Raw genomic sequence first — 25,874 nt, 5'->3', positions numbered from 1 at the left:
CTCAGGGAGCAAGCTCCCATTGATTCGCTCGACTTGCATGTATTAGGCACGCCGCCAGCGTTCGTCCTGAGCCAGGATCAAACTCTCCGATAGAATTTGACTTGCTCATGTTGCACTTTTTTAATAGTGTGTGCTCACTTTAAAAATTAACGTTGGCGCTTTGTTTTGTTCAGTTTTCAAAGAGCAATATTTATTAATTCCGAAGAAACAACTTCAATATCATAACACTTAAAAACTATAATGTCAACAACTTTTTCTATTTCCCTGTCGACTTAAATAAGTATAACTAGTATTATGAGCAATTGCAAGCTCTTTTTTTAAAAACTATCATTTTACATTATATACCATTAAATTCAATAGATTAATTTAAAAAAATCATGTTACACGTGAAACATCATTTACTCTTACCGTTTTTATTATCATGTGAAATTTATAATGAACTGAACTTCATATAGAAGAACTAATTAAAAAAGCCAAGGCTTTATGCCTGGCTTTTCTATCACTCTTCTCCGTCAAATTCTTCTGTCATAATTTCAGAAGAATTCTCTTCATCATCATCTTCTTTGTCATCTTCACGTTCAACAATCGCAACGGTAGATACATATTCATTTTCTGCTTCTTCAAGACGAATAAGTTTTACACCTTGTGTGCTGCGACCTGTTTTTGAAATATCTTCAACAGCCATTCGAATTAGAACACCCGCTGCCGTAATAAGCATTAAATCTTCTTCCGCTCCAGGCACTACTGTTTTAATAGAGACAAGCTCACCATTTTTCTCAGTAACGTTACACGTTTTAATTCCTATACCGCCACGACTCTGAATTCGATATTCTTCTTCAGCTGTTCGTTTTCCATATCCATTTTTCGTAACAATTAAGATTTCCTCTTGCTCTTCTAATATTTCCATACCGACGACTTCATCTTCAGCACGTAAAGAAATTCCTTTAACTCCTGCTGCTGTTCTTCCCATCGTACGAACATCGCTTTCTGGGAAACGAATCATCATTCCTGTTTTTGTTCCAATGATAATTTGTTTGTTACCATCTGTCATACGAACAGAAATTAACTCATCATCTTCTCGTAAACCTAATGCAATTAATCCATTATTACGAATATGAGCAAAAGAAGATAGAGGAGTTCGTTTTGATATTCCATGTTTTGTTGTAAAGAATAGGAACCAATCATCCACAAATTCCTTCACTGGGATAATCGCATTAACCGTTTCCCCTTTCTCGACCTCTATTAGGTTGATCAAAGGTAAACCTTTCGCTGTTCTTCCGTACTCTGGGATTTCATAGCCTTTAGCTCGGTATACTTTCCCTTTATTTGTGAAGAACAACAGCGTATCGTGTGTTGAGGTTGTTAAAAGATGCTCTACAAAGTCATCTTCATTTGTCCCCATTCCTTGAATACCACGGCCACCCCGTTTTTGACTGCGATATGTTGAAGCAGGTAAACGTTTAATATAGCCATTGTGCGTTAACGTAACAATAATGGTTTCTTCCGGAATTAAGTCTTCATCCTCTAAACTCTCAAAGCCGCTTAGTAAAATTTCTGTACGTCTTGTATCATTAAAACGCTCTTTAATTTCAAGAAGCTCTTCACGAATAATTTCCAGCACTTTTTCTTCATCAGCTAAAATCGCTTTTAATTCTGCAATAAGGGCCATAATCGCTTGATATTCTTCTTCAATTTTTTCACGTTCTAAACCAGTTAAACGTTGGAGACGCATATCTAAAATCGCTTGCGCTTGTTTTTCGGAAAGTGAAAACTTCTCCATCAAACCTTCACGTGCAATATCAGTAGTCTTCGAACTACGGATTAAAGCAATAACTTCATCTAAGTGATCGAGAGCAATTCGCAATCCCGCTAAAATATGAGCACGAGCTTCCGCTTTCCGCAGTTCAAACTCTGTGCGACGACGAATAACCACTTTTTGATGTTCTAAGTAATAATATAAGCATTGTTTTAAATTCAATACTTTCGGCTGGCCATCTACAAGAGCTAGAAGGTTAATACCGAATGTCGTTTGCATAGATGTATGTTTATATAAATTATTTAATAAAACACTGGTATTTACATCTTTCCGAACTTCCATGACGATACGCATACCATTTCGGTCCGATTCATCCCTTAAGTCTGTAATCCCTTCAATTCTCTTCTCACGAGCAAGATCAGCAATTTTTTCGATTAGTCTCGCTTTATTTACTTGATACGGAATTTCAGTCACAAGAATCATTTGTTTCCCATTAGGTTTCACTTCAATATCTACTTTTGCCCGCTGGACAATGGAACCTCTGCCTGTCTCATAGGCCTTTCTAATTCCACTACGCCCTAAAATATAACCGGCTGTTGGGAAATCTGGACCTGGAATATACTCCATTAACTCTTGAATTGTAATGTCAGGATTTTTACTTAAAGCAAGAACACCATCAATGACTTCTCCTAATTGATGCGGGGGAATATTTGTAGCCATTCCCACGGCAATTCCTGATGAACCGTTTACCAATAAATTAGGAAAACGTGCCGGCATAACAGATGGTTCTCTTTCAGAACCATCATAGTTGTCCTGATAATCAATAGTATCTTTATTCAAATCCCGTACGAGTTCCATTGAAATTTTAGACATTCTCGCTTCTGTATAACGCATGGCCGCTGCCTGGTCGCCGTCAACAGAACCGAAATTCCCATGGCCGTCTACAAGCATATGCCTGTAATTAAATGGCTGAGCCATACGTACCATTGTTTCATATACAGCTGAATCACCATGCGGATGATATTTACCAATAACATCCCCAACAATACGGGCAGATTTCTTATAAGGTTTATCTGCCGTAATTCCAAGGTCATTCATTGCATACAAAATTCTCCGATGAACCGGTTTCAGTCCATCTCTGACATCAGGTAGGGCTCGTGACACAATAACACTCATCGCATAATCTAAAAACGAAGTCCGCATTTCGGTACTAATATTAATTTCTTTAACATTGGATCTTTCTTGTTCTGACATGGAGCCAACCTCCTATATAAAGCTTCTAACCTCATTTCATCAATGAGATGTCATATAAACAACAGGATGAATCCATCATCCTGTTGTCCAATCAAATATCTAAATTTTTAACGTAAATGGCATTTTCCTCAATAAAGTTACGACGCGGCTCTACTTTATCCCCCATTAACATTTCAAAAGTTTCATCCGCTTCAATTGCATCTTTTAAACTTACTTGTAATAGCGTACGTGTATCAGGGTTCATCGTCGTTTCCCATAGCTGCTCTGGATTCATTTCACCAAGCCCTTTATAACGCTGTAAATTAGGTTTAGGTGTACTTGGTAAGCTCGCTATAATTTCCTCAAGCTGACGGTCATTATAAGCATATTCTACTTTTTTACCTTGTTGAATTTTATACAATGGCGGTTGAGCAATATAAATATAGCCGTATTCAATAATTTTTCTCATATATCTGTAGAAAAAGGTTAGCATAAGAGTACGAATATGAGCACCATCGACATCGGCATCCGTCATAATAACAATCTTATGGTATCTTGCTTTTTCAATATTAAACTCATCACCAATACCTGTCCCAAGTGCGGTAATAATCGTACCGATCTCAGCATTGGAAAGAATTCGATCTAAACGAGCCTTTTCTACGTTTAGAATTTTTCCTCTTAGAGGCAGAATAGCTTGGAAATGGCGATCACGCCCCTGTTTTGCAGATCCGCCCGCTGAGTTTCCTTCTACGATATATAATTCACTAATGGAAGGATCTTTTGATGAACAGTCTGCCAATTTCCCAGGCAAACTTGAAACTTCTAAGGCATTTTTTCTTCTCGTCATTTCACGAGCCTTTTTCGCTGCAAGGCGGGCACGTGCAGCCATCAAGCCTTTATCTACGATTTTCCTAGCTACAGCTGGATTTTCATACATAAAGGAATCAAGCTTTTCAGATAGAATAGAATCTGCTACAGATCGTACTTCAGAATTACCTAGTTTCGTTTTCGTTTGCCCTTCAAATTGTGGGTCAGGGTGTTTAATGGAAACAATAGCTGTTAATCCTTCACGGACATCTTCACCTGATAAGTTAGCATCGGATTCTTTGATTAAACCATTTTTACGTGCATAGTCATTAATGACACGAGTTAACCCCGCTTTGAAGCCTGATTCATGAGTTCCCCCTTCATACGTATGAATATTATTAGCAAAGGAAAATACATTACTAATATAGCTTTCATTGTATTGAAGAGCTATTTCCACGGAAATACCGTCCCTTTCGCCCTCCATGAAAATTGGTTCTGTATGAAGTACTTCTTTTGAACGATTTAAATGCTCTACATACGATTTAATTCCGCCTTCATAATGGTACTCATTAGACTTCCCTTCACCGCGTTTATCTTCAATAGTGAGCTTTAACCCTTTATTTAAGAAGGCAAGCTCTCGAATTCTTGTCGCTAGCGTGTCATACTCATATTCCAACGTTTCTTTAAAGATTTCGCCATCTGGTACGAAGTGAATAGTCGTTCCTGTACGATCTGTCTCACCGATAATTTTTAAATCAGCTTGTGGAACACCTTGCTTATATTGCTGGTAATAAATATTTCCATCTCGATGAACAAATACTTCCAATAATGTAGAGAGGGCATTTACAACGGAAGCACCTACTCCATGCAATCCACCAGATACTTTATACCCTCCGCCGCCAAATTTACCTCCAGCATGAAGGACAGTTAAAATAACTTCTACAGCAGGACGCCCCATTTTTTCTTGTGTATCAACGGGAATCCCGCGTCCATTATCGACGACTGTAATACTATTATCTTCTTCAATTTTCACTTGGATTTCTGTACAAAAACCCGCTAGTGCTTCATCGATACTATTATCGACGATTTCCCAAACAAGGTGGTGTAAACCTTTTGAAGACGTACTTCCGATATACATCCCTGGGCGTTTACGTACAGCTTCTAAGCCTTCTAATACTTGTATTTGATCTGCACCGTATTCTTGAGGTTGTAGTTCACTTTGTTCCATTGTCATCTCAAATCACCTACACTTTTCTATTCACATTTAACATTTTTCAAACTTAAGAAGCAATCCGTCTACTTATTCATCTACTACAATTGAATGTTGCTGCGAACGTTTTTTTAAAGTCATCGAAGCAAGAGGTGAGTAATATACATGCTTAGTTGTTACAACAATGGACTTTATGGAATTCTTCGCTAAATGCAATGTGACATCTGCCTTTTGCTGTAGAAACTCTGCAAGTATAGGGGAAGATTCGAGCAGCTTTTTATCTAAAATCGTCACAATTTCATCTGTCTTTACAAGAATGTCTTCACCGATATGAAGATACATAAGTTCACCTCTTTACTTTACCTTTGTAATCGTTCCTTGTTTCACAAAAAAGGTGGATGCGTCTTTTAACGTTTGATGATCGATTCCTTCAACAGAAGTTGTTGTAACAAATGTTTGAACTTTTCCTTGAATTGTATTTAATAAATGAGATTGTCGGTAGTCATCCAGCTCTGATAAAACGTCATCCAAAAGCAAAATTGGATATTCGCCTATTTCTGCATGAATGAGTTCTATTTCTGCTAATTTTAAAGATAGAGCCGTTGTGCGTTGTTGACCTTGTGAACCAAATGTTTGCACATCACGGTTATTGACGTAAAAAATAAGATCATCACGATGAGGACCAACTAATGTAACTCCACGGTCTATTTCTTTTGTTTTTATTCGATCACATGTTTCTTGAAACACTTCTATTATTTTCGACAAATCCATAGTTTCTAATACATGAAGAGATGGTTTATATTGTATTTTCAATTCTTCTAAGTTTCGTGATATGCCAGAATGAATTGGTTTTGCCCATTCTTGTAAAACAGCTAAAAACTGATATCTTTTTTCGACAATTTTCGCTGCATGTTGAATAAACTGTTCTGTTAAAACGTCAAGCATCGTTGTATCACTTTGTTTTTTTGTTTGCAACAGTTTTAAATAGTGGTTTCGTTGTTGCACAATTTTATGGTATTGACTCATATCATGAAGATAAACAGGAGATATTTGACCAATCTCCATATCAATAAAACGACGTCGAACTTGCGGACTCCCCTTTACTAAATGAAGATCTTCTGGTGCAAACATAACCACATTCATGCTGCCTACATATTGGCTAAGCTTTTGTTGCTCAATATGATTAACTTTTGCTTTTTTTCCTTTTTTGGCAATGGTTAATTCAAGTGGTAAGGATGTATTCCGCTTTTTAACTCTACCTTCTATTTTAGCATATTCTTTGTCCCAGCGAATGAGTTCTTTGTCATTTGAAGTTCGGTGGGATTTTGCCATTGCTAAAACAAAGATTGATTCCATGACATTCGTTTTCCCTTGAGCATTTTCCCCTAGAATGACATTTACTTTGTTTTCAAAGGAAAGCTCAACTTCCTCATAATTTCGGTAATTTTTCAAATGAATATTTTCAATATACATAATCTGCTCTTCCTTTCGGCGTTAGCCGATAATCGTAAAGCTACCGAATTCGGGAATCTCGATTTTGTCACCCACTCTTAACTTTCTTCCTCTCCGTACATCAAGCTCATTATTAATAAATACTTCATGTTCACTTAAGAACCATTTCGCCATACCGCCGCTTTGAATCACATCGGCAAGCTTCAAAAACTGTCCCAGTGTAATATAATCCGTACTGATTTGTATGTCTGTCATCCATTTTTCACTCATTTCAAAATAATTTCTAATACTTTATTTTACTAAATATCTGTTAATAAGACAAAATTTTGACTAGCAGAACTTTTTGCATGAGCCATACAAAAAAATAAAGACTTGAATATCAAGTCTTTATTTTTCCGCATATCCCCTTAATAGGTTCTAACCGGAAGAATTAATTGCAGCATTCGATCATCATGAAGTGGACAAATAACGAATGGACGCATCGCTCCTGTAAAACTAATTTTAATATCTGTACCTTCTAATGCTTTTAATGCATCCATAACAAATTTTGCACTAAAAGAGATTTTTAATTCTTCTCCTTCAATGGCTTCAGCAACAACTTCCTCTACAACTTTACCAACTTCGGGTGTATTAGACGACACTTCAATAACTCCTCCGTCATGTGTCAGTAATTTGACTACATTATTGCGGTTTTCCTTCGCCAATAAAGATGCTCGATCAATCGCTTGTAGGAGTTCTTTCGTTTTAACAATCACATCTGTTTTACTATCTGTCGGAATAAGTCGAGATGTATCCGGATAATTTCCCTCTAGCAATCTAGAGAAGAATAATAAATTTTTCGCTTTAAACAGAACTTGATTTTCAGTAATAACAATCTCGATTAATTCATTCGTATCATCAAGAATTTTACTTAGTTCATTCAAGCTTTTTCCTGGAATAACAACACTATAGGTACCATTGATTTTACTTTCAATGTTGGCTGTTCTCATGGCCAAACGATGACTGTCTGTAGCAATACATGTTAATTCATCATTTTCAACCTTCAAGTTTACACCTGTCAAGATTGGGCGTGTTTCTGAGGTGGACACTGCAAATACAGTTTGGCGAATTAATGTTTTTAAAAGATCCGTTGGCAGTTTAAATAAATTGGCTTCTTCAATGATAGGTAGATGTGGATATTCTTCTGGATCTAGACCATTTAGATTAAACTCTGCTTTTCCTGAACGAATAATCGTTTGAAAATTTGTTTGAACTTCAATTTCTACAGTATCCATTGGTAACTTTTTCACAATTTCACTAAAAAAACGAGCATTTAAAACAATATCACCACTTGTTTGTACTTCGACAATTTCATTTCCATCTTCCTCCGCTGGAATAAAAGATTGAATAGAAATATCAGAGTCACTTCCTGTAAGTGTAATTCCTTCTGTGGTCGTATTGATTTTAATCCCTGTTAAAATCGGAATCGTTGTTCTAGACGTAACAGCCTTCATTACTTCTTGAACACTATGAACTAATCGATCTCGTTGAATGATAAATTTCATGAGTTCCCCTCCAGTCATATTTTTTACTAACTTGCATATATTATTAATTAATTTAGTTAAAAATATAGTAGTAATAGTAATAGGTCCTGTGAATATGTGGATAAGTATAAGAAAGCCAAGGAAAAACAGTCTATCCACATGTGGACAGACTGTGTGTAAGTGAGTTCAAGTTATTCACACTATAAACAAGGGCACTATACTTTTAATTGATCTTGGATTTCTTTAATTTGATGCTGCAGCTGAGAATCTGTGAGTAAAAGCTTTGAAATTTTTTCATGAGCATGAATCACAGTTGTATGGTCTCGCCCTCCAAATTCATCTCCAATCTTAGGGAGTGAGGAATCTGTCAGTTCACGCGATAGATACATAGCAATTTGCCTTGGAAATGCTACAGATTTTGTTCGTTTTTTTGCCTTGAAATCTTCGAGTTTTACATTGTAGTGCTCACCAACTGTTTTTTGGATTTCATGAATCGTAATAATCCTTGGTTTAGAGCTAGGAATGATATCCTTCAGCGCCTCCGCAGCCAAATCTGCATTAATATCTTTATTAATTAAGGATGAGTACGCAACAACACGTATTAAAGCTCCTTCTAGTTCACGAATATTAGAATCAATTTGGTTTGCAATATAGAGCATCACTTCATTTGGAATATCAAGACCATCTGCTTTTGCTTTTTTTCTTAAAATAGCAATTCTAGTTTCTAAATCGGGCGGGGTAATGTCTGTAATTAAGCCCCATTCAAAGCGTGAACGCAAACGATCTTCCAATGTAGGGATTTCCTTAGGAGGTCGATCACTAGAAATTACAATTTGCTTGCTTTCCTCATGAAGAGCATTAAATGTATGGAAGAATTCTTCCTGAGTAGATTCTTTTCCAGCTAGAAATTGAATATCATCTATTAATAACACATCAACACTTCGGTATTTATCCCGGAATTCACCGGCTTTATTGTCCCGAATCGAATTAATGAATTCATTTGTAAACTTTTCAGATGATAAATAGACTACTTTGGCTTGCGGGTTGTGCTCTAATACATAATGGCCTATTGCGTGCATTAAATGGGTTTTTCCAAGCCCTACGCCTCCATAAATAAATAAGGGATTATAAGCTTTAGCCGGGGCTTCAGCAACAGCTAAAGACGCAGCATGGGCAAAGCGGTTCCCAGAGCCAATAACAAATGTATCAAATGTATTTTTGGTGTTAAGCATATGCTGCGAAAAATCATGTTGATCTTCTTCTTGTTTTTTCACCTTTTTTGTTGAAGGAGCAACATTCGGTTCATCATGGTTTGGTGGAATGATGAATTTAGCTTCAAGTTCTTCCCCTGTTAATTCTAATAAAATGCCGGCTATAAGCTTGGAATAACGTTCTTCGAGCCAATCACGAGCAAATTCATTAGGAGCAGTGATAGTTAAAGTGTCTCCTTGCAAGGCATAAGCTTTTGTAGCCTTTAACCATGTTTCAAAGCTAGGCTTACTAATCTTTTTTTGGATTTTTATAAGGGTTTGATCCCAAAGACTATCGATGTTTTCCAAGTGTCCCCCTCCTTTGCTACTAAATTTGAAAAGCTGTTTGTTCAATCGTTCATTTTTTTAAATAAGGAGCGAATATATGGAATCGCAGTTTATGTTTGCAGGACAAAATAAATGTATCGATTGCCGTGTCCTTCAAATAATTTTCGACATAGCAATCGACCATAACTAATCTTCAGAACACCACATATAGTGTTGTACAACCTTTGTCTACCCTATATGTAGAATAAGAGAATTTATACGTATATTTATTCATCAACAGGCATTAAGCTGTATATATTAATAAGGAAGAAAAGGAGATTTTCTACAATATCCACGCGTTGTGGATAACATTATATACACAGTTGGAATAAACTATCCACACTTTATCCACATTTTGTGGATAACTCTAATCTGTTGATAAAGTTATTCAGAGTGAAAACACATATATAATATCAAAACTTTAGGCTTTGTGCAATGGTTTTCAAAACTTTATCCACAACTATATCAGACTGTGGGAAAAACTTTTCCACAGGGTATTATTATGTGTAAAAGTGTTGAAAAAAGTTGTGGATATTGTTAGAAACGCGAAAAAACTATCCACAATCATTATTAGGACAGGCACTGAAAGATTGACGCATCATTTTGTCTTAGTATTCGACAAATGTCTTTTCTTAATCTGTCATATTTCAATCATTTATTTCCACGACCAATACTTTTTAAGGATTTGGGCAAAATTTTCTATGTCGATTATGAGGAAAATGATTTACAATGGAGAAGAACGTTTAAAAAGACTCACTGGACAAATAGGTGTAAAAAGAAAAATTCAAAGGATGAGGTTGACATTTACTATACCTCATCTATATAATCATAAGGACTGTCTTTAACTGTTATTCCTCAGGGAGGTGTCATAGAGAATGAAACGTACTTATCAACCGAATAAGCGCAAGCATAGTAAAGTTCACGGATTCCGTGCCCGCATGAGCACAAAAAACGGACGTAAAGTATTAGCTGCACGTCGCCGCAAGGGCAGAAAAGTATTATCTGCATAGACCACTGAAAAGTCTCAGTGGTCTTTTTTCGCAAATAGACAATCATTTAGGGATCCAATTCGTTTATTGAAGGTGTAGAAAATGAAAAAAAAGTTAAGGATAAAGAAGGATAAAGAATTTCAACTTGTGTTTAAAAAAGGGGAATCTTTTGCAAACCGTCAATTTGTAGTTTATGTCCTTGAAAAACCTGACCAAGATTGTTTCCGAATTGGCCTTTCTGTCAGTAAAAAAGTAGGCAATGCAGTCGTCCGGAATCAAGTGAAAAGATACATACGACAAACGTTTTTGGAATTAAAGAATGAAATTGATGTCGGAAAGGATTATGTCATTATTGCTCGTAAACCAGCCGCAGATATGGACTTCTTTCAAGTAAAGAGCAGTTTAATCCATGTGCTCAAACGTTCCAAATCACTAACTTTTAAACTGAAAAACAACTAGGGTATATATGAATAGATAGATGAAACAAGGCTGCACTAGGAAGAATGCGCTTTCTTAAGGTAAGATATGAATTTCTAAATTGGATAATTTTTACTTGAAGTCTGCGTCTAAACAGTTCAAAATTGTTTCATAGAGATTGATTGTAGTCAGGAGGAAGTTACGGTTGAAGAAACGAATATTACCTATTATTGGATTGGCCTCGATTATGATGCTACTAGCGGGTTGTACAGAAATTAATGAGCCGATTACCGCAGAAAGTGAAGGATTTTGGAATTCCTATATTGTTTATCCGCTGTCATTGTTAATTATTTGGCTCGCTGAACATTTAGGCCATAGTTATGGATGGGGTTTAATTGCTGCTACATTAATTATCCGTACAGCTATTCTTCCACTTATGATTAAACAAGTAAAAAGCTCAAAAGCAATGCAAGCAATTCAGCCCGAAATGAAAGAACTTCAAGCGAAATACAGTTCGAAAGATCAGGCTACGCAACGACAATTACAGCAAGAAACAATGGCTTTATTTCAAAAGTATAATGTCAATCCGCTTGCTGGATGTTTACCAATCCTAGTTCAAATGCCAATTTTAATTGGTGTTTATCATGCGATTAGTCGTACGGGGCAAATCGCAAATGACAATTTCCTTTGGTTTGACCTTGGTTCACCAGATCCATTTTTTATTTTGCCAATTGTGGCAGGGATTACGACATTTATTCAGCAAAAAATGTCAATGGTTGGTATGAATACAAATCCACAAATGCAAGCGCAAATGACAATGATGCTGTATATTATGCCAATTATGATTATGATTTTTGCTTTTAATTTCCCAGCGGCTCTTTCGTTATATTGGGTAGTAGGGAACATCTATGGTATTGTTCAAACTTATTTTATTAAAGGCCCAGAGTTGAAAAAAGCAGCTGCAGAAAATGCAGGGGGAGCAAAGAAAAAGTGAAAAAGATAACTGCTACAGGACAATCTGTCGAAGCAGCAGTTGAATCAGCTTTAGCTCAGCTTAACAGCACAAGAGATCGCGTTGAAATTGAAATTGCAGATGAAGGCAAGAGAGGGCTATTCGGTTTATTTGGTTCTAGACAAGCTATCGTCCATGTAACGTTGTTAGCGGATCCTATCGAGGAATCTCTTCACTTTTTGAAAAAAGTAAGTGAAGAAATGGGGGTACAAGCTGATATAACGGTTCATCGGCAAGGAAAAGCAATTACATTTCTTCTATCCGGAGAAAAAATTGCTTTAGTAATTGGAAAACGAGGTCAAACATTAAATGCTCTTCAATATTTGACTCAACTTGTGGTGAATCGACATGCTAAACAATATTTGAATGTTGTCGTCGATGTAGAAGGTTATCGAGAACGTCGAAACGAAACACTCATTTTGTTAGCAACGAGAATGGCTGATAAAGCAGTTAGAACAGGGAAGGCCGTGTCACTAGAGCCAATGCCTTCATATGAGCGAAAGGTGATTCATACTGCTCTTATGAATGACCGGAAAATTAAAACGACATCTCATGGTACTGAGCCTTATCGCTACTTAGTCATTACACCAATCCAATAAAGATAGAAAAACCCTTCGTAGGAATGAGACGAAGGGTTTTTTCTTATGCCGGGAGGAAACGATAAGAGATTTGGAATGATGAAGAAAAAGGACTAGTGCAGACTGACAAAGGATGTGTGTCTTTGTTCAAAGATTAAGAAGGTTAACAGCTTCAATAATCTAGTTGTTATCTTCTTATATTGTTATTCACATGTGGATAAGTTAAAATAAACGTTACAGAATATAGCTTTAAAAGCTTGTGGATAACGGAAGGCAGGGAATAGTCTCTACTTTTTTTCACCTCTTTCCTGTGGTATTGTAGGTATTTAGGGACTTTATTGCAGATGAACGGGCCATGAGCCTTTCACTTTGGGACGGAGAGGAATCAATCACAGATAAGTGGGGAATAACTGCCCGTAAAGGCCTAATTCATTCAACGAATCATCAGTGGGGGAAATGGCCCATCCGTTGACGAAAGTTTCATTTTATTAGAATAGAACAATACACATAGAACGATTTCTAGGTAAGAGGTGAAAGCATGGAATTTGATACAATCACCGCTATTTCAACGCCGCTTGGCGAAGGAGCAATTGCTATTGTTCGTATAAGTGGGGATGAAGCAATTAAAATAGCTGATGGGATTTTTCGAGGTCCAAGCGGAAAAAGTCTTCTTCAAGTGAACTCTCATACGATTCATTACGGCCATTTAATAGAACCGAAATCAGGGGAGATCGTCGAAGAAGTCATGGTGTCCGTTATGAAGGGGCCAAAAACATTTACAAGAGAAGATGTCGTGGAAATCAATTGTCATGGAGGCATTGTTTCTGTGAATCGGGTATTACAGCTCATTTTATCACAAGGAGCTAGACTTGCAGAACCTGGCGAGTTTACGAAGCGTGCCTTTTTAAATGGGCGTATTGACCTTTCACAGGCAGAAGCTGTAATGGACTTAATTCGTGCCAAAACAGATAAGGCGATGAATGTTGCTTTAGGACAGATGGAAGGACGTTTATCAAAACTCATTCAAAAATTGCGACAGGAAATTTTAGAAACACTCGCTGTTGTCGAGGTTAATATAGATTATCCAGAGTATGATGATGTGGAGGAAATGACGCATCGTTTATTTTTGGAAAAAGGGAATTATGTAAAGCAGGAAATTGAAAAGCTATTAACAACATCACAGCAAGGAAAAATCTTACGTGATGGATTAGCAACGGTTATCATTGGCCGTCCGAATGTTGGAAAGTCTTCACTATTGAATAGTTTAGTTCAGGAAAATAAAGCGATTGTTACCGATATACCTGGTACAACCCGTGATGTCATTGAAGAGTATGTCAATGTTCGTGGTGTTCCTTTAAAGCTTGTTGATACAGCTGGCATTCGTGAAACAGAGGATATCGTCGAGCGTATTGGTGTCGAACGGTCACGTGCTGTTCTAAAAGAAGCAGATTTAATTTTACTTGTGTTGAATTATTCAGATGAATTAACAGCAGAGGATGAAGGTCTGTTTGAAGCGGTTAGTGGTATGGATGTTATCGTGATTGTGAATAAAACTGATTTACCGCAAAAAATTGATTTGGAACGTGTTTATGAATTAGCCAGATCGCATAAAGTTGTCACAACTTCCTTATTGGAGGAACAAGGTATTGATGAATTGGAAGAAGCGATTGCTGATTTATTCTTTGAAGGCTCACTAGAAGCAAGCGATTTAACGTATGTATCCAATACTCGTCATATTGCCTTGTTAGGGCAAGCTTTACAGGCTGTTACGGATGCAATTGATGCGATTGAAATGGATACACCGATTGATTTAGTCCAAATTGATTTTACAAAAGCATGGGAATTGCTAGGTGAAGTTATTGGAGAAAGTGTTCAAGATAATTTAATTAATCAGTTGTTCTCACAATTTTGTTTAGGAAAATAAAAGTTAAGAGGAGACGTTTTTAAATGCAATATGAAGCAGGTAGTTATGACGTAATTGTCGTTGGAGCAGGGCATGCGGGCAGCGAAGCCGGTCTTGCAGCCGCTCGGGTCGGTGCGAAAACTTTAATGCTAACAATCAACTTGGATATGGTGGCGTTTATGCCTTGTAATCCTTCCGTTGGCGGTCCTGCAAAAGGGATTGTTGTGCGAGAAATCGATGCATTAGGCGGAGAAATGGGACGCAATATCGATAAGACGCATATTCAAATGAGAATGTTGAATACGGGGAAAGGTCCAGCTGTACGTGCTTTGCGTGCTCAGGCTGATAAATTTCTATACCAGCATGAGATGAAAAGGACGATTGAAAATCAACCTAATTTGACACTAAGACAAGGTATGGTTGAGCAGCTTATTGTTGAAGACGACATCGTGAAGGGTGTTATTACACAAACGGGCGCTATTTATCGTGCAAACACGGTCGTGATTACAACAGGAACGTTTTTACGAGGAGAAATTATTCTTGGAGAATTAAAATACTCGAGCGGTCCGAACAATCAACAGCCTTCAATTAAATTATCTGAGCACTTAGAGGAATTGGGCTTCGACTTAGTTCGTTTTAAAACAGGTACACCGCCAAGGGTTAATAGTTCTTCGATTGATTATAGTAAAACCGAAATCCAACCTGGAGACGATGTACCACGTGCATTTTCTTATGAAACGACGAAATATATTACCGATCAACTACCATGCTGGTTAACGTATACGAGTCTAGAAACGCATCAAATTATTGATGCTAACTTGCACCGCTCACCGATGTATTCAGGGATGATTAAAGGAACAGGTCCGCGTTACTGCCCATCCATTGAAGATAAAGTTGTTCGTTTTAATGATAAACCGCGTCACCAAATCTTCCTTGAGCCAGAAGGCCGTAATACACAGGAAGTTTATGTACAGGGTTTATCAACGAGTTTACCAGAAGATGTTCAACGTAAAATGCTTGCTTCCATTCCTGGTTTAGAAAACGTTGAAATGATGCGTGCAGGTTATGCGATTGAGTATGATGCGATTGTTCCAACTCAACTTTGGCCAACATTAGAAACGAAAAAGGTGAAGAACTTATACACAGCTGGTCAGATTAATGGTACGAGCGGATATGAGGAAGCTGCAGGTCAAGGTCTTATGGCTGGTATGAATGCCGGATTAAGAGCCATCGGTAAAGAAGAAGTTATTTTAAGCCGCTCCGATGCTTATATTGGTGTTCTTATTGATGACCTTGTTACAAAGGGAACGAATGAACCATATCGCTTATTAACGTCTCGTGCAGAATATCGTTTGCTGCTTCGTCATGATAATGCCGATATGCGTTTAACGGAAATTGGCCATAAGATTGGCATGATTAGCAATGAACGTTATGAGCGTTTCTTAGCTAAGAAAGCGGCCGTTGAAGCGGAGAAAGAACGATTACAATCCATTATTTTAAAGCCATCTGAAGAAGTTCAATCAGTGATTAGAGAGAACGGCGGGACAGAGTTAAAAGACGGAATTCGCGCTGCTGATTTATTAAAGCGTCCTGAGATGAGTTATGTGCATATTCAACAATTAGCACCGAGCGAAATCGAGCTAGACGATGAGGTAATGGAACAAGTGGAAATTCAAATTAAGTATGAGGGCTATATTGCAAAATCCCTGCAACAAGTCGATCGTCTGAAGAAAATGGAGAACAAAAGAATCCCAGAAAATATTGATTATGATGCAATCGGTAGTTTAGCTACAGAAGCTCGTCAAAAATTGAAGCAAGTTCGCCCGCTTTCTGTCGCACAGGCTTCTCGTATCTCTGGAGTAAACCCAGCCGATGTTTCTATTCTTCTTGTGTATTTAGAGCAAGGTAAAATTGCTCGTATTTCACAATAGTCGAAACAAAAGTAATATTATTAAAGGCGGCGCGAACGAAGCACGCACGAATAAAAGCCTTAAGCTTAATGAGGTAGTTCTCAAACTCAAGGTTAATCAAAAAAGTGTGCGGAGTTCCGCCCCTTTTCCTATAAAGGATGGAATAAATAGATGAATATTGAACAATTTCAGCAAGCATTAGAGGTGAAGGGAATTACCCTTTCGACACAACAGCTTGAGCAATTTGAAACATATTACAAATTGCTCGTGGAATGGAACGAAAAGATGAATTTAACGGCTATCACAGATAAAGAGGAAGTCTACTTAAAGCATTTTTATGATTCAATTAGTGCTTCTTTTTACTTTGATTTTAACAAGCCTTATCATCTTTGTGACGTAGGAGCTGGAGCAGGGTTTCCGAGCATTCCACTTAAGATTTGTTTCCCTAATATTCAGGTATCAATTGTCGATTCACTGAATAAACGTATTTCTTTTTTAGACCATTTGGCCAGTTCTTTAAAGCTAACAGGTGTGAAATTCTATCATGATCGTGCAGAAACATTTGCCCAAAAAGCAGAGCAAAGGGAAACGTACGATATCGTGATGGCGCGTGCTGTTGCTCGAATGTCCGTTTTAAGCGAACTTTGTTTACCGCTTGCAAAAGTGGACGGAACCTTCATTGCGATGAAAGCAGCAAGTGCCAATGAAGAAATAGAGGTTGGAAAGAAAGCGATTGTTACACTTGGTGGAAAAGTCGAGGAAGTTCACTCCTTCTCTTTACCAGAAGAACATAGTGATCGGAATATTGTGATCGTTAAAAAGGTCAAAAATACACCAAAAAAATATCCTCGAAAGCCTGGTACACCAAATAAACAACCGATTGAATAAGCGGATTACTAGCAAATTTCAACGAATACAAGCCCCGATTTTTGTTAGCTATTAAGACAGGTCAATGGGAAATGACAAATTTATGCAGGACTTGTCAAGTTAATAGAGAATATGTTAATTGGGAGTTTTAAAAGGTGGTGTATGGAGATGAAGCATCCTTTTTCGCGGTTCTTTGGATTTGGTGAAAAGGAAGAACAACTAGAGATAGAGACGCCTAGCAGTCAAGAAGGCATCAGGGAAATTTCCATTTCTGAGATTGTGCCTAACCGTTATCAACCAAGGACTGTTTTTAATGAAGAGAAAATTGCTGAACTAGCTCAAACCATTCATACACATGGGATTATTCAACCGATTGTTGTTAGAGAATATGAGCAAGGGAAGTTTGAAATTATTGCTGGTGAGCGTCGTTACCGTGCAATGAAGAAGTTAGGCTGGGAAAAAGCCCCTGTTATTGTGAAAGAATTTAATGATGCTGAAACAGCCTCCGTTGCTTTAATTGAAAATTTACAACGTGAAGAATTAACACCAATCGAAGAAGCTATTGCCTATGGTAAGCTAATTGAATTACATAGTTTAACCCAGGAAGCATTAGCTCAAAGACTTGGTATCGGGCAATCTACAGTTGCGAATAAGCTCCGACTACTTAAGCTTCCACAAGAAGTTCAAGATGCTCTTCTTCAAAAACAAATTACTGAACGGCATGCCCGCTCGTTAATCCCTTTGAAAAATCCGATGATGCAGGTAAAGCTTTTAGAGGAAATTATCGAAAAGGGTTTAAATGTCAAGCAAACAGAAGAATGTGTAGTTAAACTACTCTCCAATTCTGATCAAAAACCGAAACCAAAGCCAAAGCGTAAAGCTTTTAGTAAAGATATGCGAATTGCGGTCAACACGATTCGCCAATCTTTAAATATGGTCACAGATAATGGCATTAATGTAGATACAGAAGAAGAAGATTTCGATGAGTATTATCAATTTACGATTAAAATACCGAAGAAAAGACCTTAAATAGCGAGCGGCTTGGTAATCTTGGATTGCCAAGCTTCTTTTTCATTAACCACGCAATGTAGCATAATGCCGTTTTTTAGTATAGCGAGGAAAGGGGCATTAAAACAAATCTACGTGAAAAGGTAATCTAACAAATAACCAATATTTATAAGATTTTAGTAAATTATTCATGATAAAATAGATAATAGATAGAGAGATAGATTTGTGTCGAAAGTAGGTGACTTTGTGGGTAGGATTCTTGCCATTGCGAATCAAAAAGGCGGTGTTGGAAAAACGACAACAACCGTTAACCTTAGTGCTTGTTTAGCCTATATAGGAAAAAAAGTGCTGCTTGTAGATATTGATCCGCAAGGAAATTCAACAAGTGGTGCAGGGATTGATAAATCGGATGTGGAACAATGTATTTACGATGTATTAGTGGATGATGTGGAAGCAAGTGCTGTCATTAAAGAAACGAAGATTGAAAATCTAGATGTCATTCCAGCATCGATTCAGTTAGCAGGAGCTGAAATTGAACTTGTGCCAACCATTTCAAGGGAAATTCGTTTAAAGCGGGCTTTAGAAGAGGTTGCTCATCAATATGATTATATTTTGATTGATTGTCCGCCATCATTAAGCTTGCTTACGTTAAATGCACTTACTGCTGCGGATGCTGTCTTAATTCCTGTACAATGTGAATACTACGCCTTAGAAGGTTTAAGTCAGCTGCTTAACACGGTTCGAATTGTGCAAAAGCACTTAAATCAGGATTTGAGAATTGAAGGTGTTTTACTCACTATGTTTGATGCTAGAACAAATTTAGGTATTCAAGTTATTGATGAGGTAAAGAAATATTTCCAAGATAAAGTCTATCGTACAATTATTCCACGGAATGTTCGTTTAAGTGAGGCGCCAAGCCACGGAGAACCGATTATTATATATGACCCAAAGTCAAAAGGGGCGGAGGTTTATCTAGAATTGGCAAAGGAAGTGGTAGTAAATGGCTAGAGGACTTGGCAAAGGGATTAATGCATTGTTTAATAATGTTGAAAAGGTTGAAGTCGAAAAAGATGAAATTATTAAAGAAGTGAAGTTAAAAGAATTAAGACCGAACCCTTACCAGCCAAGAAAAATATTCGATGAAGAGGCAATTGAAGAACTAAAGCAATCCATTCTTGTACATGGTATTTTGCAGCCCATCATTGCCCGAAAAAGTATTAAAGGCTATGAGATTGTTGTCGGTGAAAGGCGATACCGTGCAGCAACGGAGGCTGGTTTAAAAACTGTACCTGTTGTGGTGAGGGAATTTAGCGAGCAGCAAATGATGGAGCTTGCTGTTTTGGAAAATTTACAAAGAGAAGATTTAAATCCAATTGAGGAAGCGTTTGCTTATCAATTATTACTAGAGCGATTAAATATCACTCAAGATGAACTAGCAAAGCGTCTTGGGAAAAGTCGTCCCCATATTACCAATCATGTTCGACTATTAACATTGCCGGAAGAAATTCGAAATTATATTTCAGAAGGCAAGATTTCAATGGGGCATGGACGAGCCTTGCTTTCTTTAAAGAAAAAGGAGAAATTAAATATAGTTGTTTCAAAGGTGATGCAAGAAAAGATGAATGTTCGTCAATTAGAACGATACATTCAGCAATTAAATGAGGGCGTTTCACGTGAAACAAAGAAGAAAGAGCAAACGAAAAAAGATATTTTTATTAAAGAGTATGAAACGAATCTTCGTGAGAAATTAGGGACAACCGTGACAATTAAGCAAAGTAAGAAAAAAGGAAAAATTGAAATTGAGTTTTTCTCCCAAGAAGATTTAACTCGTATATTAGAATTAATTAATCAAGAGAACGGATAATAACAACTGGCGGAGAGATTATGGTCTTATTAGGAACATTAGTGAATGCAGCATGTATTGCTATCGGAGCAATTGTTGGTAGGTTACTACAAAATATCCCTGAAAAAGTGAAAGAAACTGTGATGAGTGGGATTGGTTTAGCGGTCGCTGTTATGGGATTACAAATGACCTTTAAAAGTGAACAATATTTAATTGTTATTTTAAGTCTTGTAATCGGAGCGGTCATTGGAGAATGGATTGATATAGAGAAGCATTTAAATGCGTTAGGAAAATGGATTGAAAGTAAAATGAAACAAACAGAGGGAACGTCTATTTCACAAGGGTTTGTGACAGCAACGCTCATCTTTTGTATTGGAGCAATGTCTATTTTAGGCGCCTTAGATAGTGGAATTCGAAATGATCATACAGTGTTAATTACAAAGGCCATTATTGATGGCTTTACAGCGATTATTCTTTCGAGTACATTAGGAATCGGCGTTTTGTTTTCAGCCATCCCTATTATTTTGTATGAGGGGGTTATTGCTCTTTTAGCAACACAAATTGATCAGTGGATTCCATCGGGGTTGATGGACATGTTTATTGCTGAAATGACAGCTACAGGCGGATTAATGATTGCCGTTATTGGACTAAATATTATGGGATTAACCAAAATTAGAGCCGCTAACCTGCTGCCTGGAATTTTAGTCGTTGGTATACTTGTATCGTTTGTTTATTTATTTTTATAATATGAAAAAGGTCCTGTTAAATAATGTCGCTCATTTTTGGCTCAGTCGTGTGAAACCGTGGTTTTATACGAATGGGCCAAAATTGTATCAATCAACAATATTCATTAATGATAGCCATGAAAAAAAGGAAAGACGGGGACTTCCCACACCTTCCCTTTTTGGAATCATTGAATGTGTTACGTGAGTGGGTAAAACTGCTCACGTTTTTCGTTTATAACGTTTTTTCTTGATTGATGGACCAAGGAAGTGGTTGAAAATTATGTTTGAGGTTAAATTGAAGATGGGTGGAGTGAATGCCATCTGCAATTGTTTTAGCCATATTTAGTACAAGGTTTAAGCGGGTATTTTGTAAAACCATGAACTCCATAAACCCACTAACATTTACGATTCCTGTAATATGGGCATGACCGACAGATGGTAGCTCCTTATTAACTCCAGCCCCTGGTTTAACAGGCCCCTCTCCAATTTGGACGATACCAACACTTCTTACTTTACCGAGACAAGCGTCAATTCCAATAATAAATGGATTAGTATGCAACTTCTCAATTTCCGCTAACTTTTCCTCTAAATTCATGGCATGAATGGGTTCTGCTAACGTACCGTATACATAGAAGGAAGAGGTAGACGTCTTTTTTTCTTTTAAAAGTGTGCCAACTAGTGGGCCAAGAGAATCACCTGTTGAACGATCTGTACCGATGCATACAAAGACAATGGGTTGGAGTTTTTCTTTAGGGAGAAGATTTAGTAATTCTTTTGATATTTTGTATGATGCATCTGAGTCCTCGTGTAGAATGCGGCTCAGTCTATTGTCATGATTAAATATACTAGAATTTATCGTCATAGGCCCCACTCCTTTCTAAAATGATTAGTAATCAGTATACGGTGAAAAATGGAAAATTATACGTACAAGTAGTTAAAATGAGGGATGTTAAGTAGAAGTATATGTTCTTTATTAAGAATATCCTATAATATATATTAAAGAAAATCCTGATATATTCCTGCGTGGTTATAAAAAAATATCGTTTTACTATGTTATTGTGTATAGCTTTTTGTAGAAAAAGAGTTTATTGATGATAAAATAATATAGATTGTTTTATTGAAAGAGATAGGTGGGAATGTATGGATTATTCAGTGCGTATGTATAATCAATTTATGGATAAAATTTCAAACGAGGCGACATGGATAGCCCTAACAGACACGATTATTAAAATTATCCTTGTATTGGTGTTATCAAAGGTCATAATTACAGTGGCAAAAAAGACACTTCGTAATATTTTTCTTGTTCGAGCAAAAAGTCCACTTCGGACAAATGAACGAAGAGAAACGACGTTATTAAAATTACTAGAAAATATTATTACATACGTAATTTATTTTATATCTGCCATTATGATTCTAGAGTACTGTGGATTTGCTGTAAAAGGATTGCTTGCCGGAGCGGGGATTGTTGGACTTGCTGTTGGTTTTGGGGCGCAAAGCTTGGTCAAAGATGTAATTTCCGGTTTTTTTGTTATTTTTGAAGATCAATTTTCCGTAGGAGATTATATTAAAATTAATACGTTTGAAGGTGAAGTCCTTGAAATCGGACTGCGAACGACAAAGTTGAAAAGTAAGACAGGAGAGTTACATCTTATTCCGAATGGAAGTATCCTTCAAGTGACGAACTACTCGATTTTAAATAGCGTGTCTATTGTAGATATGACTATCGTGAATGATGATCGGCTTGAATTAGCTGAGAAGCTTATATATGAGAAATTAAGTCAGTTAGAAAGAAAAGCAGATGAAATTGTGAAAGTACTGGAGCTTGAAGAAAGTGAAATACTTGAATCGGGTGAAATTGTTCTTAGAATTACTACGGAAACGAAACCAACCAAGCAAGATGAAGTAAGTCGTTTGATTAGGAAAGAATTAAGGCCTATTTTAGATGAGTTTGGCATAAAATCGACGTTAAATAGTGGCGAGGAAGGATCGGTGTGAGCATGGAAGAGAAAGAATTTGCACTATATGATGTTGTAGAAATGAAAAAGCCGCACCCTTGCGGTGTGAATAAGTGGAAGATTATCCGTTTAGGAATGGACATTCGTATAAAGTGTGAGGGATGCGGCCATAGTGTAATGCTGCCAAGACGAGAGTTTGTTAAAAAAATGAAAAAAGTTTTATTGAAGCATGAGGAATAATCATGCTTTTTTTATGGAGATAGTGTAGTCTACCCTAGGAATAGGGTTGTCTTTTTATAATGTGAAATCTATAATTGGGAAAGGTTTAAGTTCGTAATTTAGAGGAGTGAAGATAAATGGCTTTAACAGCTGGTATCGTTGGTTTGCCGAACGTAGGTAAATCGACATTGTTTAATGCAATTACACAAGCAGGTGCAGAATCTGCTAACTATCCTTTTTGTACAATCGACCCAAATGTCGGTATTGTAGAAGTACCTGATCATCGTTTACAAAAACTAACGGAACTTGTACAACCAAAGAAAGTTGTACCAACTGCTTTTGAATTCACGGATATTGCTGGGATTGTAAAAGGAGCAAGTAAAGGGGAAGGGCTAGGAAATAAATTCCTTTCACATATTCGTCAAGTGGATGCGATTTGTCAGGTTGTTCGTTGTTTTGCGGACGAAAATATTACACACGTATCAGGTAAGGTTGATCCAATTGATGATATTCAAGTTATTAATCTTGAGTTAATTCTTGCTGACTTGGAATCTGTTGATAAACGAATTGAGCGAGTAGCGAAAATGGCGAAGCAAAAAGATAAAGATGCTATGTTTGAGCATGAAATTCTTGTTGCTCTAAAAGAAGCGCTAGAGGCAGAAAAGCCAGCTCGTACGGTCGAGTTTACAGAAGAGCAATCAAAAGTGGTTAAAGGAATGCACTTATTAACAATCAAGCCGATGCTATATGTGGCAAATGTAAGTGAAGATGAAATTGCTGATCCGTCTGAAAACGAATATGTACAGCAAGTCCGCGAATATGCAGCTAATGAAGATGCAGAAGTAATTGTAGTTTGTGCAAAAATTGAAGAAGAGATTTCAGAGCTTGATGGGGAAGAGAAAGCGATGTTCTTATCTGAGCTAGGGATTGAAGAGTCTGGTTTAGATCAATTAATTCGTGCTTCCTACCATTTGCTTGGTCTTGCAACATACTTCACAGCCGGTGTACAAGAAGTTCGTGCATGGACATTCCGTAAAGGCATGAAGGCTCCACAATGTGCTGGTATTATTCATACAGATTTTGAACGTGGATTTATCCGTGCAGAAACGGTTGCTTACGAGGACTTGTTAGCAGCGGGCAGTCACAATGCGGCAAAAGAAGCAGGAAAAGTTCGCTTAGAAGGTAAAGATTATGTCGTTCAAGACGGCGATGTCATCCATTTCCGTTTTAACGTTTAATAACTAGATGAAAATGGATTTCCTTTTTGGGGAATCCATTTTTGATTCTTGTATTAATATGAGTGTAGAGGTGAAAACATAGTATCGATTCGTCTAGTTTGAGCACTTTCGCTTTTGTTCGTTGCAAAGCCTAAAAAAACATGCTATAATCTTATCTTGTGAGTAATTATAAAAAATTGCTCCTTGCCCAATTGGGCCGCTTAGACCAAAAGGAGGTGACAGTGATGAGAAAATACGAAATTATGTACATCATCCGTCCAAACATTGAGGAAGAAGCTAAAAAAGCTTTAGTTGAACGTTTCAACACAATCCTTACTGACAATGGAGCGGAAACAGTAGAAGCTAAAGAATGGGGTAAACGTCGTCTTGCTTACGAAATCAATGATTTCCGTGACGGTTACTACGTACTTGTTAAAACTGATTCTAATGCAGCTGCGATTCAAGAATTTGATCGTCTTGCAAAAATCAGTGAAGACATCATTCGCCACATGGCAACAAAAGTTGAAGCTTAATTTAACATTTAATATAAATTCCACAATATGTTTCACGTGAGGCATATTCGGTAATGTAGGGGTTGATTCTGATGATGAATCGCGTAGTTTTAGTAGGTCGCTTAACGAAAGATCCTGATTTGCGATATACACCAAATGGAGTACCTGTAGCTACCTTTACTTTAGCTGTTAATCGAACGTTTTCGAATCAGCAAGGTGAGCGTGATGCAGACTTCATTAACTGTGTAGTTTGGCGTAAACCTGCAGAAAATGCAGCAAACTATTTGAAAAAAGGTAGTTTAGCTGGCGTGGATGGACGTATTCAAACACGTAATTATGAAGGACAAGACGGCAAACGCGTATATGTAACGGAGATTGTAGCTGATAGCGTTCAATTCCTTGAACCACGAAGCAGTTCAGCGGGTGGAAGAAATGAAGGCGGTTCTTACGGAGCTCAGAGAAGTTATAACGATAACAACTATGATAATCCGTTTGGAGGAAATCCAAATCCAAATCAGAATCAACGCAACAATGATAACTTCACTCGTGTAGATGATGATCCATTCGCAAATGACGGTAAAACAATCGATATTTCCGATGATGATCTTCCATTCTAATACATTTGAAGATACTAAAATTTGAGGAGGGAATTTAACATGGCAGGTGGAGGACGTAGAGGTGGACGTGCTAAACGTCGTAAAGTTTGTTATTTCACAGCAAACGGAATCACTAACATTGACTACAAAGATGTAGATTTACTTAAAAAATTCGTTTCAGAACGCGGTAAAATTTTACCACGTCGTGTAACAGGTACAAGCGCTAAATACCAACGTAAATTAACGATTGCTATTAAACGCTCACGTACTATGGCATTATTACCATATGTATCTGGTGAATAATTCAAATAAAAAGGCACATTGGGAGTTTTCCTAATGTGCCTTTTTTTATAAGCTAAGATTTGTTAAATCATATTGTGTACATGCAGGTGTGATATTTATCTAGGTAGAGCATAACATGATACAACCTATAGTAAATACCTCCTTAAAAACAAGGAGATGATTTACTATGCCAAATGGTAATAGCTTTGGAGTTGGCGGAGGTTTTGCATATGTAGCTGTTTTATTTATCCTTCTAATCATCGTTGGAGCTAATTTTTGAGGA

General features: G+C 37.2%; 26 protein-coding genes and 1 rRNA gene. 18 read left to right on the top strand and 9 right to left on the bottom strand.

All coding sequences use genetic code 11. From position 1 onward, the window contains the following. From ACE199_RS17510 to dnaA, 8 genes are all read right to left on the bottom strand, one after another. Nucleotides 1-93 (bottom strand): 16S ribosomal RNA (locus ACE199_RS17510); the annotation flags it as partial. 406 nt (nucleotides 94-499) lie between these two features. Beyond that, on the bottom strand, nucleotides 500-3,010 hold the full coding sequence (gyrA, locus tag ACE199_RS17505; RefSeq protein ID WP_375350959.1) for a DNA gyrase subunit A: 2,511 nt from the start codon (nucleotides 3,008-3,010) through the stop codon (nucleotides 500-502). A 91-nt stretch (nucleotides 3,011-3,101) separates the two neighbouring features. Beyond that, complete coding sequence (gene gyrB / locus ACE199_RS17500) at nucleotides 3,102-5,024, bottom strand: DNA topoisomerase (ATP-hydrolyzing) subunit B (protein WP_375350960.1); 1,923 nt, start codon at nucleotides 5,022-5,024, stop codon at nucleotides 3,102-3,104. 72 nt (nucleotides 5,025-5,096) lie between these two features. Continuing rightward, entirely contained in the window at nucleotides 5,097-5,348 is a 252-nt protein-coding gene (remB, locus tag ACE199_RS17495; protein ID WP_119118341.1) for an extracellular matrix regulator RemB, read from the bottom strand. A 12-nt stretch (nucleotides 5,349-5,360) separates the two neighbouring features. Next, entirely contained in the window at nucleotides 5,361-6,479 is a 1,119-nt protein-coding gene (gene recF, locus ACE199_RS17490; protein ID WP_375350958.1) for a DNA replication/repair protein RecF, read from the bottom strand. A gap of 21 nt (nucleotides 6,480-6,500) precedes the next feature. Beyond that, a complete protein-coding gene (yaaA, locus tag ACE199_RS17485; RefSeq protein ID WP_252291789.1) occupies nucleotides 6,501-6,713 on the bottom strand; it encodes a S4 domain-containing protein YaaA in 213 nt (70 codons plus the stop codon). A gap of 152 nt (nucleotides 6,714-6,865) precedes the next feature. Then, on the bottom strand, nucleotides 6,866-8,002 hold the full coding sequence (gene dnaN / locus ACE199_RS17480; RefSeq protein WP_375350957.1) for a DNA polymerase III subunit beta: 1,137 nt from the start codon (nucleotides 8,000-8,002) through the stop codon (nucleotides 6,866-6,868). Between the two features lie 194 nt (nucleotides 8,003-8,196). After that, complete coding sequence (gene dnaA, locus ACE199_RS17475) at nucleotides 8,197-9,540, bottom strand: chromosomal replication initiator protein DnaA (protein ID WP_127758585.1); 1,344 nt, start codon at nucleotides 9,538-9,540, stop codon at nucleotides 8,197-8,199. Nucleotides 9,541-10,433: 893 nt separating this feature from the next. Between dnaA and rpmH the strand changes: the two genes are divergently transcribed. From rpmH to ACE199_RS17420, 11 genes are all read left to right on the top strand, one after another. Further along, entirely contained in the window at nucleotides 10,434-10,568 is a 135-nt protein-coding gene (rpmH, locus tag ACE199_RS17470; protein ID WP_019243402.1) for a 50S ribosomal protein L34, read from the top strand. Nucleotides 10,569-10,649: 81 nt separating this feature from the next. After that, nucleotides 10,650-11,006: a ribonuclease P protein component gene (gene rnpA / locus ACE199_RS17465; protein WP_127762389.1), complete on the top strand. Its 357-nt coding sequence runs from the start codon at nucleotides 10,650-10,652 to the stop codon at nucleotides 11,004-11,006. A gap of 163 nt (nucleotides 11,007-11,169) precedes the next feature. Continuing rightward, nucleotides 11,170-11,958, top strand: a complete 789-nt coding sequence (gene spoIIIJ, locus ACE199_RS17460) for a YidC family membrane integrase SpoIIIJ (RefSeq protein WP_252292429.1) — start codon at nucleotides 11,170-11,172, stop codon at nucleotides 11,956-11,958. Further along, nucleotides 11,955-12,575 carry an RNA-binding cell elongation regulator Jag/EloR gene (gene jag / locus ACE199_RS17455; RefSeq protein ID WP_375350956.1) on the top strand — a complete coding sequence of 207 codons (621 nt, stop codon included), beginning with the start codon at nucleotides 11,955-11,957 and terminating at the stop codon, nucleotides 12,573-12,575. The genes spoIIIJ and jag overlap by 4 nt, the downstream gene beginning before the upstream one ends. A 517-nt stretch (nucleotides 12,576-13,092) precedes the next feature. After that, nucleotides 13,093-14,478 carry a tRNA uridine-5-carboxymethylaminomethyl(34) synthesis GTPase MnmE gene (gene mnmE / locus ACE199_RS17450; protein ID WP_375350955.1) on the top strand — a complete coding sequence of 462 codons (1,386 nt, stop codon included), beginning with the start codon at nucleotides 13,093-13,095 and terminating at the stop codon, nucleotides 14,476-14,478. Between the two features lie 23 nt (nucleotides 14,479-14,501). Then, on the top strand, nucleotides 14,502-16,388 hold the full coding sequence (gene mnmG, locus ACE199_RS17445) for a tRNA uridine-5-carboxymethylaminomethyl(34) synthesis enzyme MnmG (protein WP_375350954.1): 1,887 nt from the start codon (nucleotides 14,502-14,504) through the stop codon (nucleotides 16,386-16,388). 150 nt (nucleotides 16,389-16,538) lie between these two features. Next, nucleotides 16,539-17,255, top strand: coding sequence for a 16S rRNA (guanine(527)-N(7))-methyltransferase RsmG (gene rsmG, locus ACE199_RS17440; RefSeq protein WP_375350953.1), 717 nt, complete (start codon nucleotides 16,539-16,541; stop codon nucleotides 17,253-17,255). A gap of 147 nt (nucleotides 17,256-17,402) precedes the next feature. Next, the gene (noc, locus tag ACE199_RS17435; protein ID WP_127762383.1) at nucleotides 17,403-18,263 is read left to right on the top strand and encodes a nucleoid occlusion protein; all 861 of its coding nucleotides are present in this window, start codon (nucleotides 17,403-17,405) and stop codon (nucleotides 18,261-18,263) included. A gap of 225 nt (nucleotides 18,264-18,488) precedes the next feature. Then, nucleotides 18,489-19,250 carry a ParA family protein gene (locus tag ACE199_RS17430; protein WP_252292421.1) on the top strand — a complete coding sequence of 254 codons (762 nt, stop codon included), beginning with the start codon at nucleotides 18,489-18,491 and terminating at the stop codon, nucleotides 19,248-19,250. Continuing rightward, on the top strand, nucleotides 19,243-20,106 hold the full coding sequence (locus tag ACE199_RS17425; protein ID WP_252288058.1) for a ParB/RepB/Spo0J family partition protein: 864 nt from the start codon (nucleotides 19,243-19,245) through the stop codon (nucleotides 20,104-20,106). Before ACE199_RS17430 ends, ACE199_RS17425 begins: the two co-directional genes overlap by 8 nt. A gap of 20 nt (nucleotides 20,107-20,126) precedes the next feature. After that, nucleotides 20,127-20,831 (top strand): DUF554 domain-containing protein, encoded by a 705-nt coding sequence (locus ACE199_RS17420; protein WP_375350952.1) that lies wholly within the window; start codon nucleotides 20,127-20,129, stop codon nucleotides 20,829-20,831. Nucleotides 20,832-21,042: 211 nt separating this feature from the next. Here the strand turns inward: ACE199_RS17420 and yyaC are convergent, their stop codons facing one another. Further along, entirely contained in the window at nucleotides 21,043-21,672 is a 630-nt protein-coding gene (yyaC, locus tag ACE199_RS17415; protein ID WP_127762379.1) for a spore protease YyaC, read from the bottom strand. A gap of 278 nt (nucleotides 21,673-21,950) precedes the next feature. On the opposite strand from yyaC, the gene ACE199_RS17410 reads away from it, so the two are divergent. The 7 genes from ACE199_RS17410 to ACE199_RS17380 all read left to right on the top strand — a co-directional run bounded on the left by ACE199_RS17410 (nucleotide 21,951) and on the right by ACE199_RS17380 (nucleotide 25,871). Next, nucleotides 21,951-22,805, top strand: a complete 855-nt coding sequence (locus ACE199_RS17410; RefSeq protein ID WP_375350951.1) for a mechanosensitive ion channel family protein — start codon at nucleotides 21,951-21,953, stop codon at nucleotides 22,803-22,805. A 2-nt stretch (nucleotides 22,806-22,807) separates the two neighbouring features. Continuing rightward, entirely contained in the window at nucleotides 22,808-23,005 is a 198-nt protein-coding gene (locus tag ACE199_RS17405) for a DUF951 domain-containing protein (protein WP_119118368.1), read from the top strand. Nucleotides 23,006-23,121: 116 nt separating this feature from the next. Further along, on the top strand, nucleotides 23,122-24,222 hold the full coding sequence (ychF, locus tag ACE199_RS17400) for a redox-regulated ATPase YchF (protein WP_375350950.1): 1,101 nt from the start codon (nucleotides 23,122-23,124) through the stop codon (nucleotides 24,220-24,222). Nucleotides 24,223-24,446: 224 nt separating this feature from the next. After that, complete coding sequence (gene rpsF / locus ACE199_RS17395; RefSeq protein WP_119118357.1) at nucleotides 24,447-24,734, top strand: 30S ribosomal protein S6; 288 nt, start codon at nucleotides 24,447-24,449, stop codon at nucleotides 24,732-24,734. 71 nt (nucleotides 24,735-24,805) lie between these two features. Continuing rightward, on the top strand, nucleotides 24,806-25,330 hold the full coding sequence (gene ssb / locus ACE199_RS17390) for a single-stranded DNA-binding protein (RefSeq protein WP_252292410.1): 525 nt from the start codon (nucleotides 24,806-24,808) through the stop codon (nucleotides 25,328-25,330). A gap of 39 nt (nucleotides 25,331-25,369) precedes the next feature. Then, nucleotides 25,370-25,612 carry a 30S ribosomal protein S18 gene (rpsR, locus tag ACE199_RS17385; RefSeq protein WP_252292408.1) on the top strand — a complete coding sequence of 81 codons (243 nt, stop codon included), beginning with the start codon at nucleotides 25,370-25,372 and terminating at the stop codon, nucleotides 25,610-25,612. 166 nt (nucleotides 25,613-25,778) lie between these two features. Then, entirely contained in the window at nucleotides 25,779-25,871 is a 93-nt protein-coding gene (locus ACE199_RS17380) for a YjcZ family sporulation protein (RefSeq protein WP_375350949.1), read from the top strand. Nucleotides 25,872-25,874 lie beyond the last annotated feature (3 nt).

Source organism: Peribacillus sp. Hz7, from assembly GCF_042136355.1.
GTDB classification, from domain to species: Bacteria; Bacillota; Bacilli; order Bacillales; family DSM-1321; genus Peribacillus; species Peribacillus asahii_A.
The sequence above is the reverse complement of the archived record's forward strand: the minus strand, read 5'-3'. Positions and strand labels throughout refer to the sequence as shown.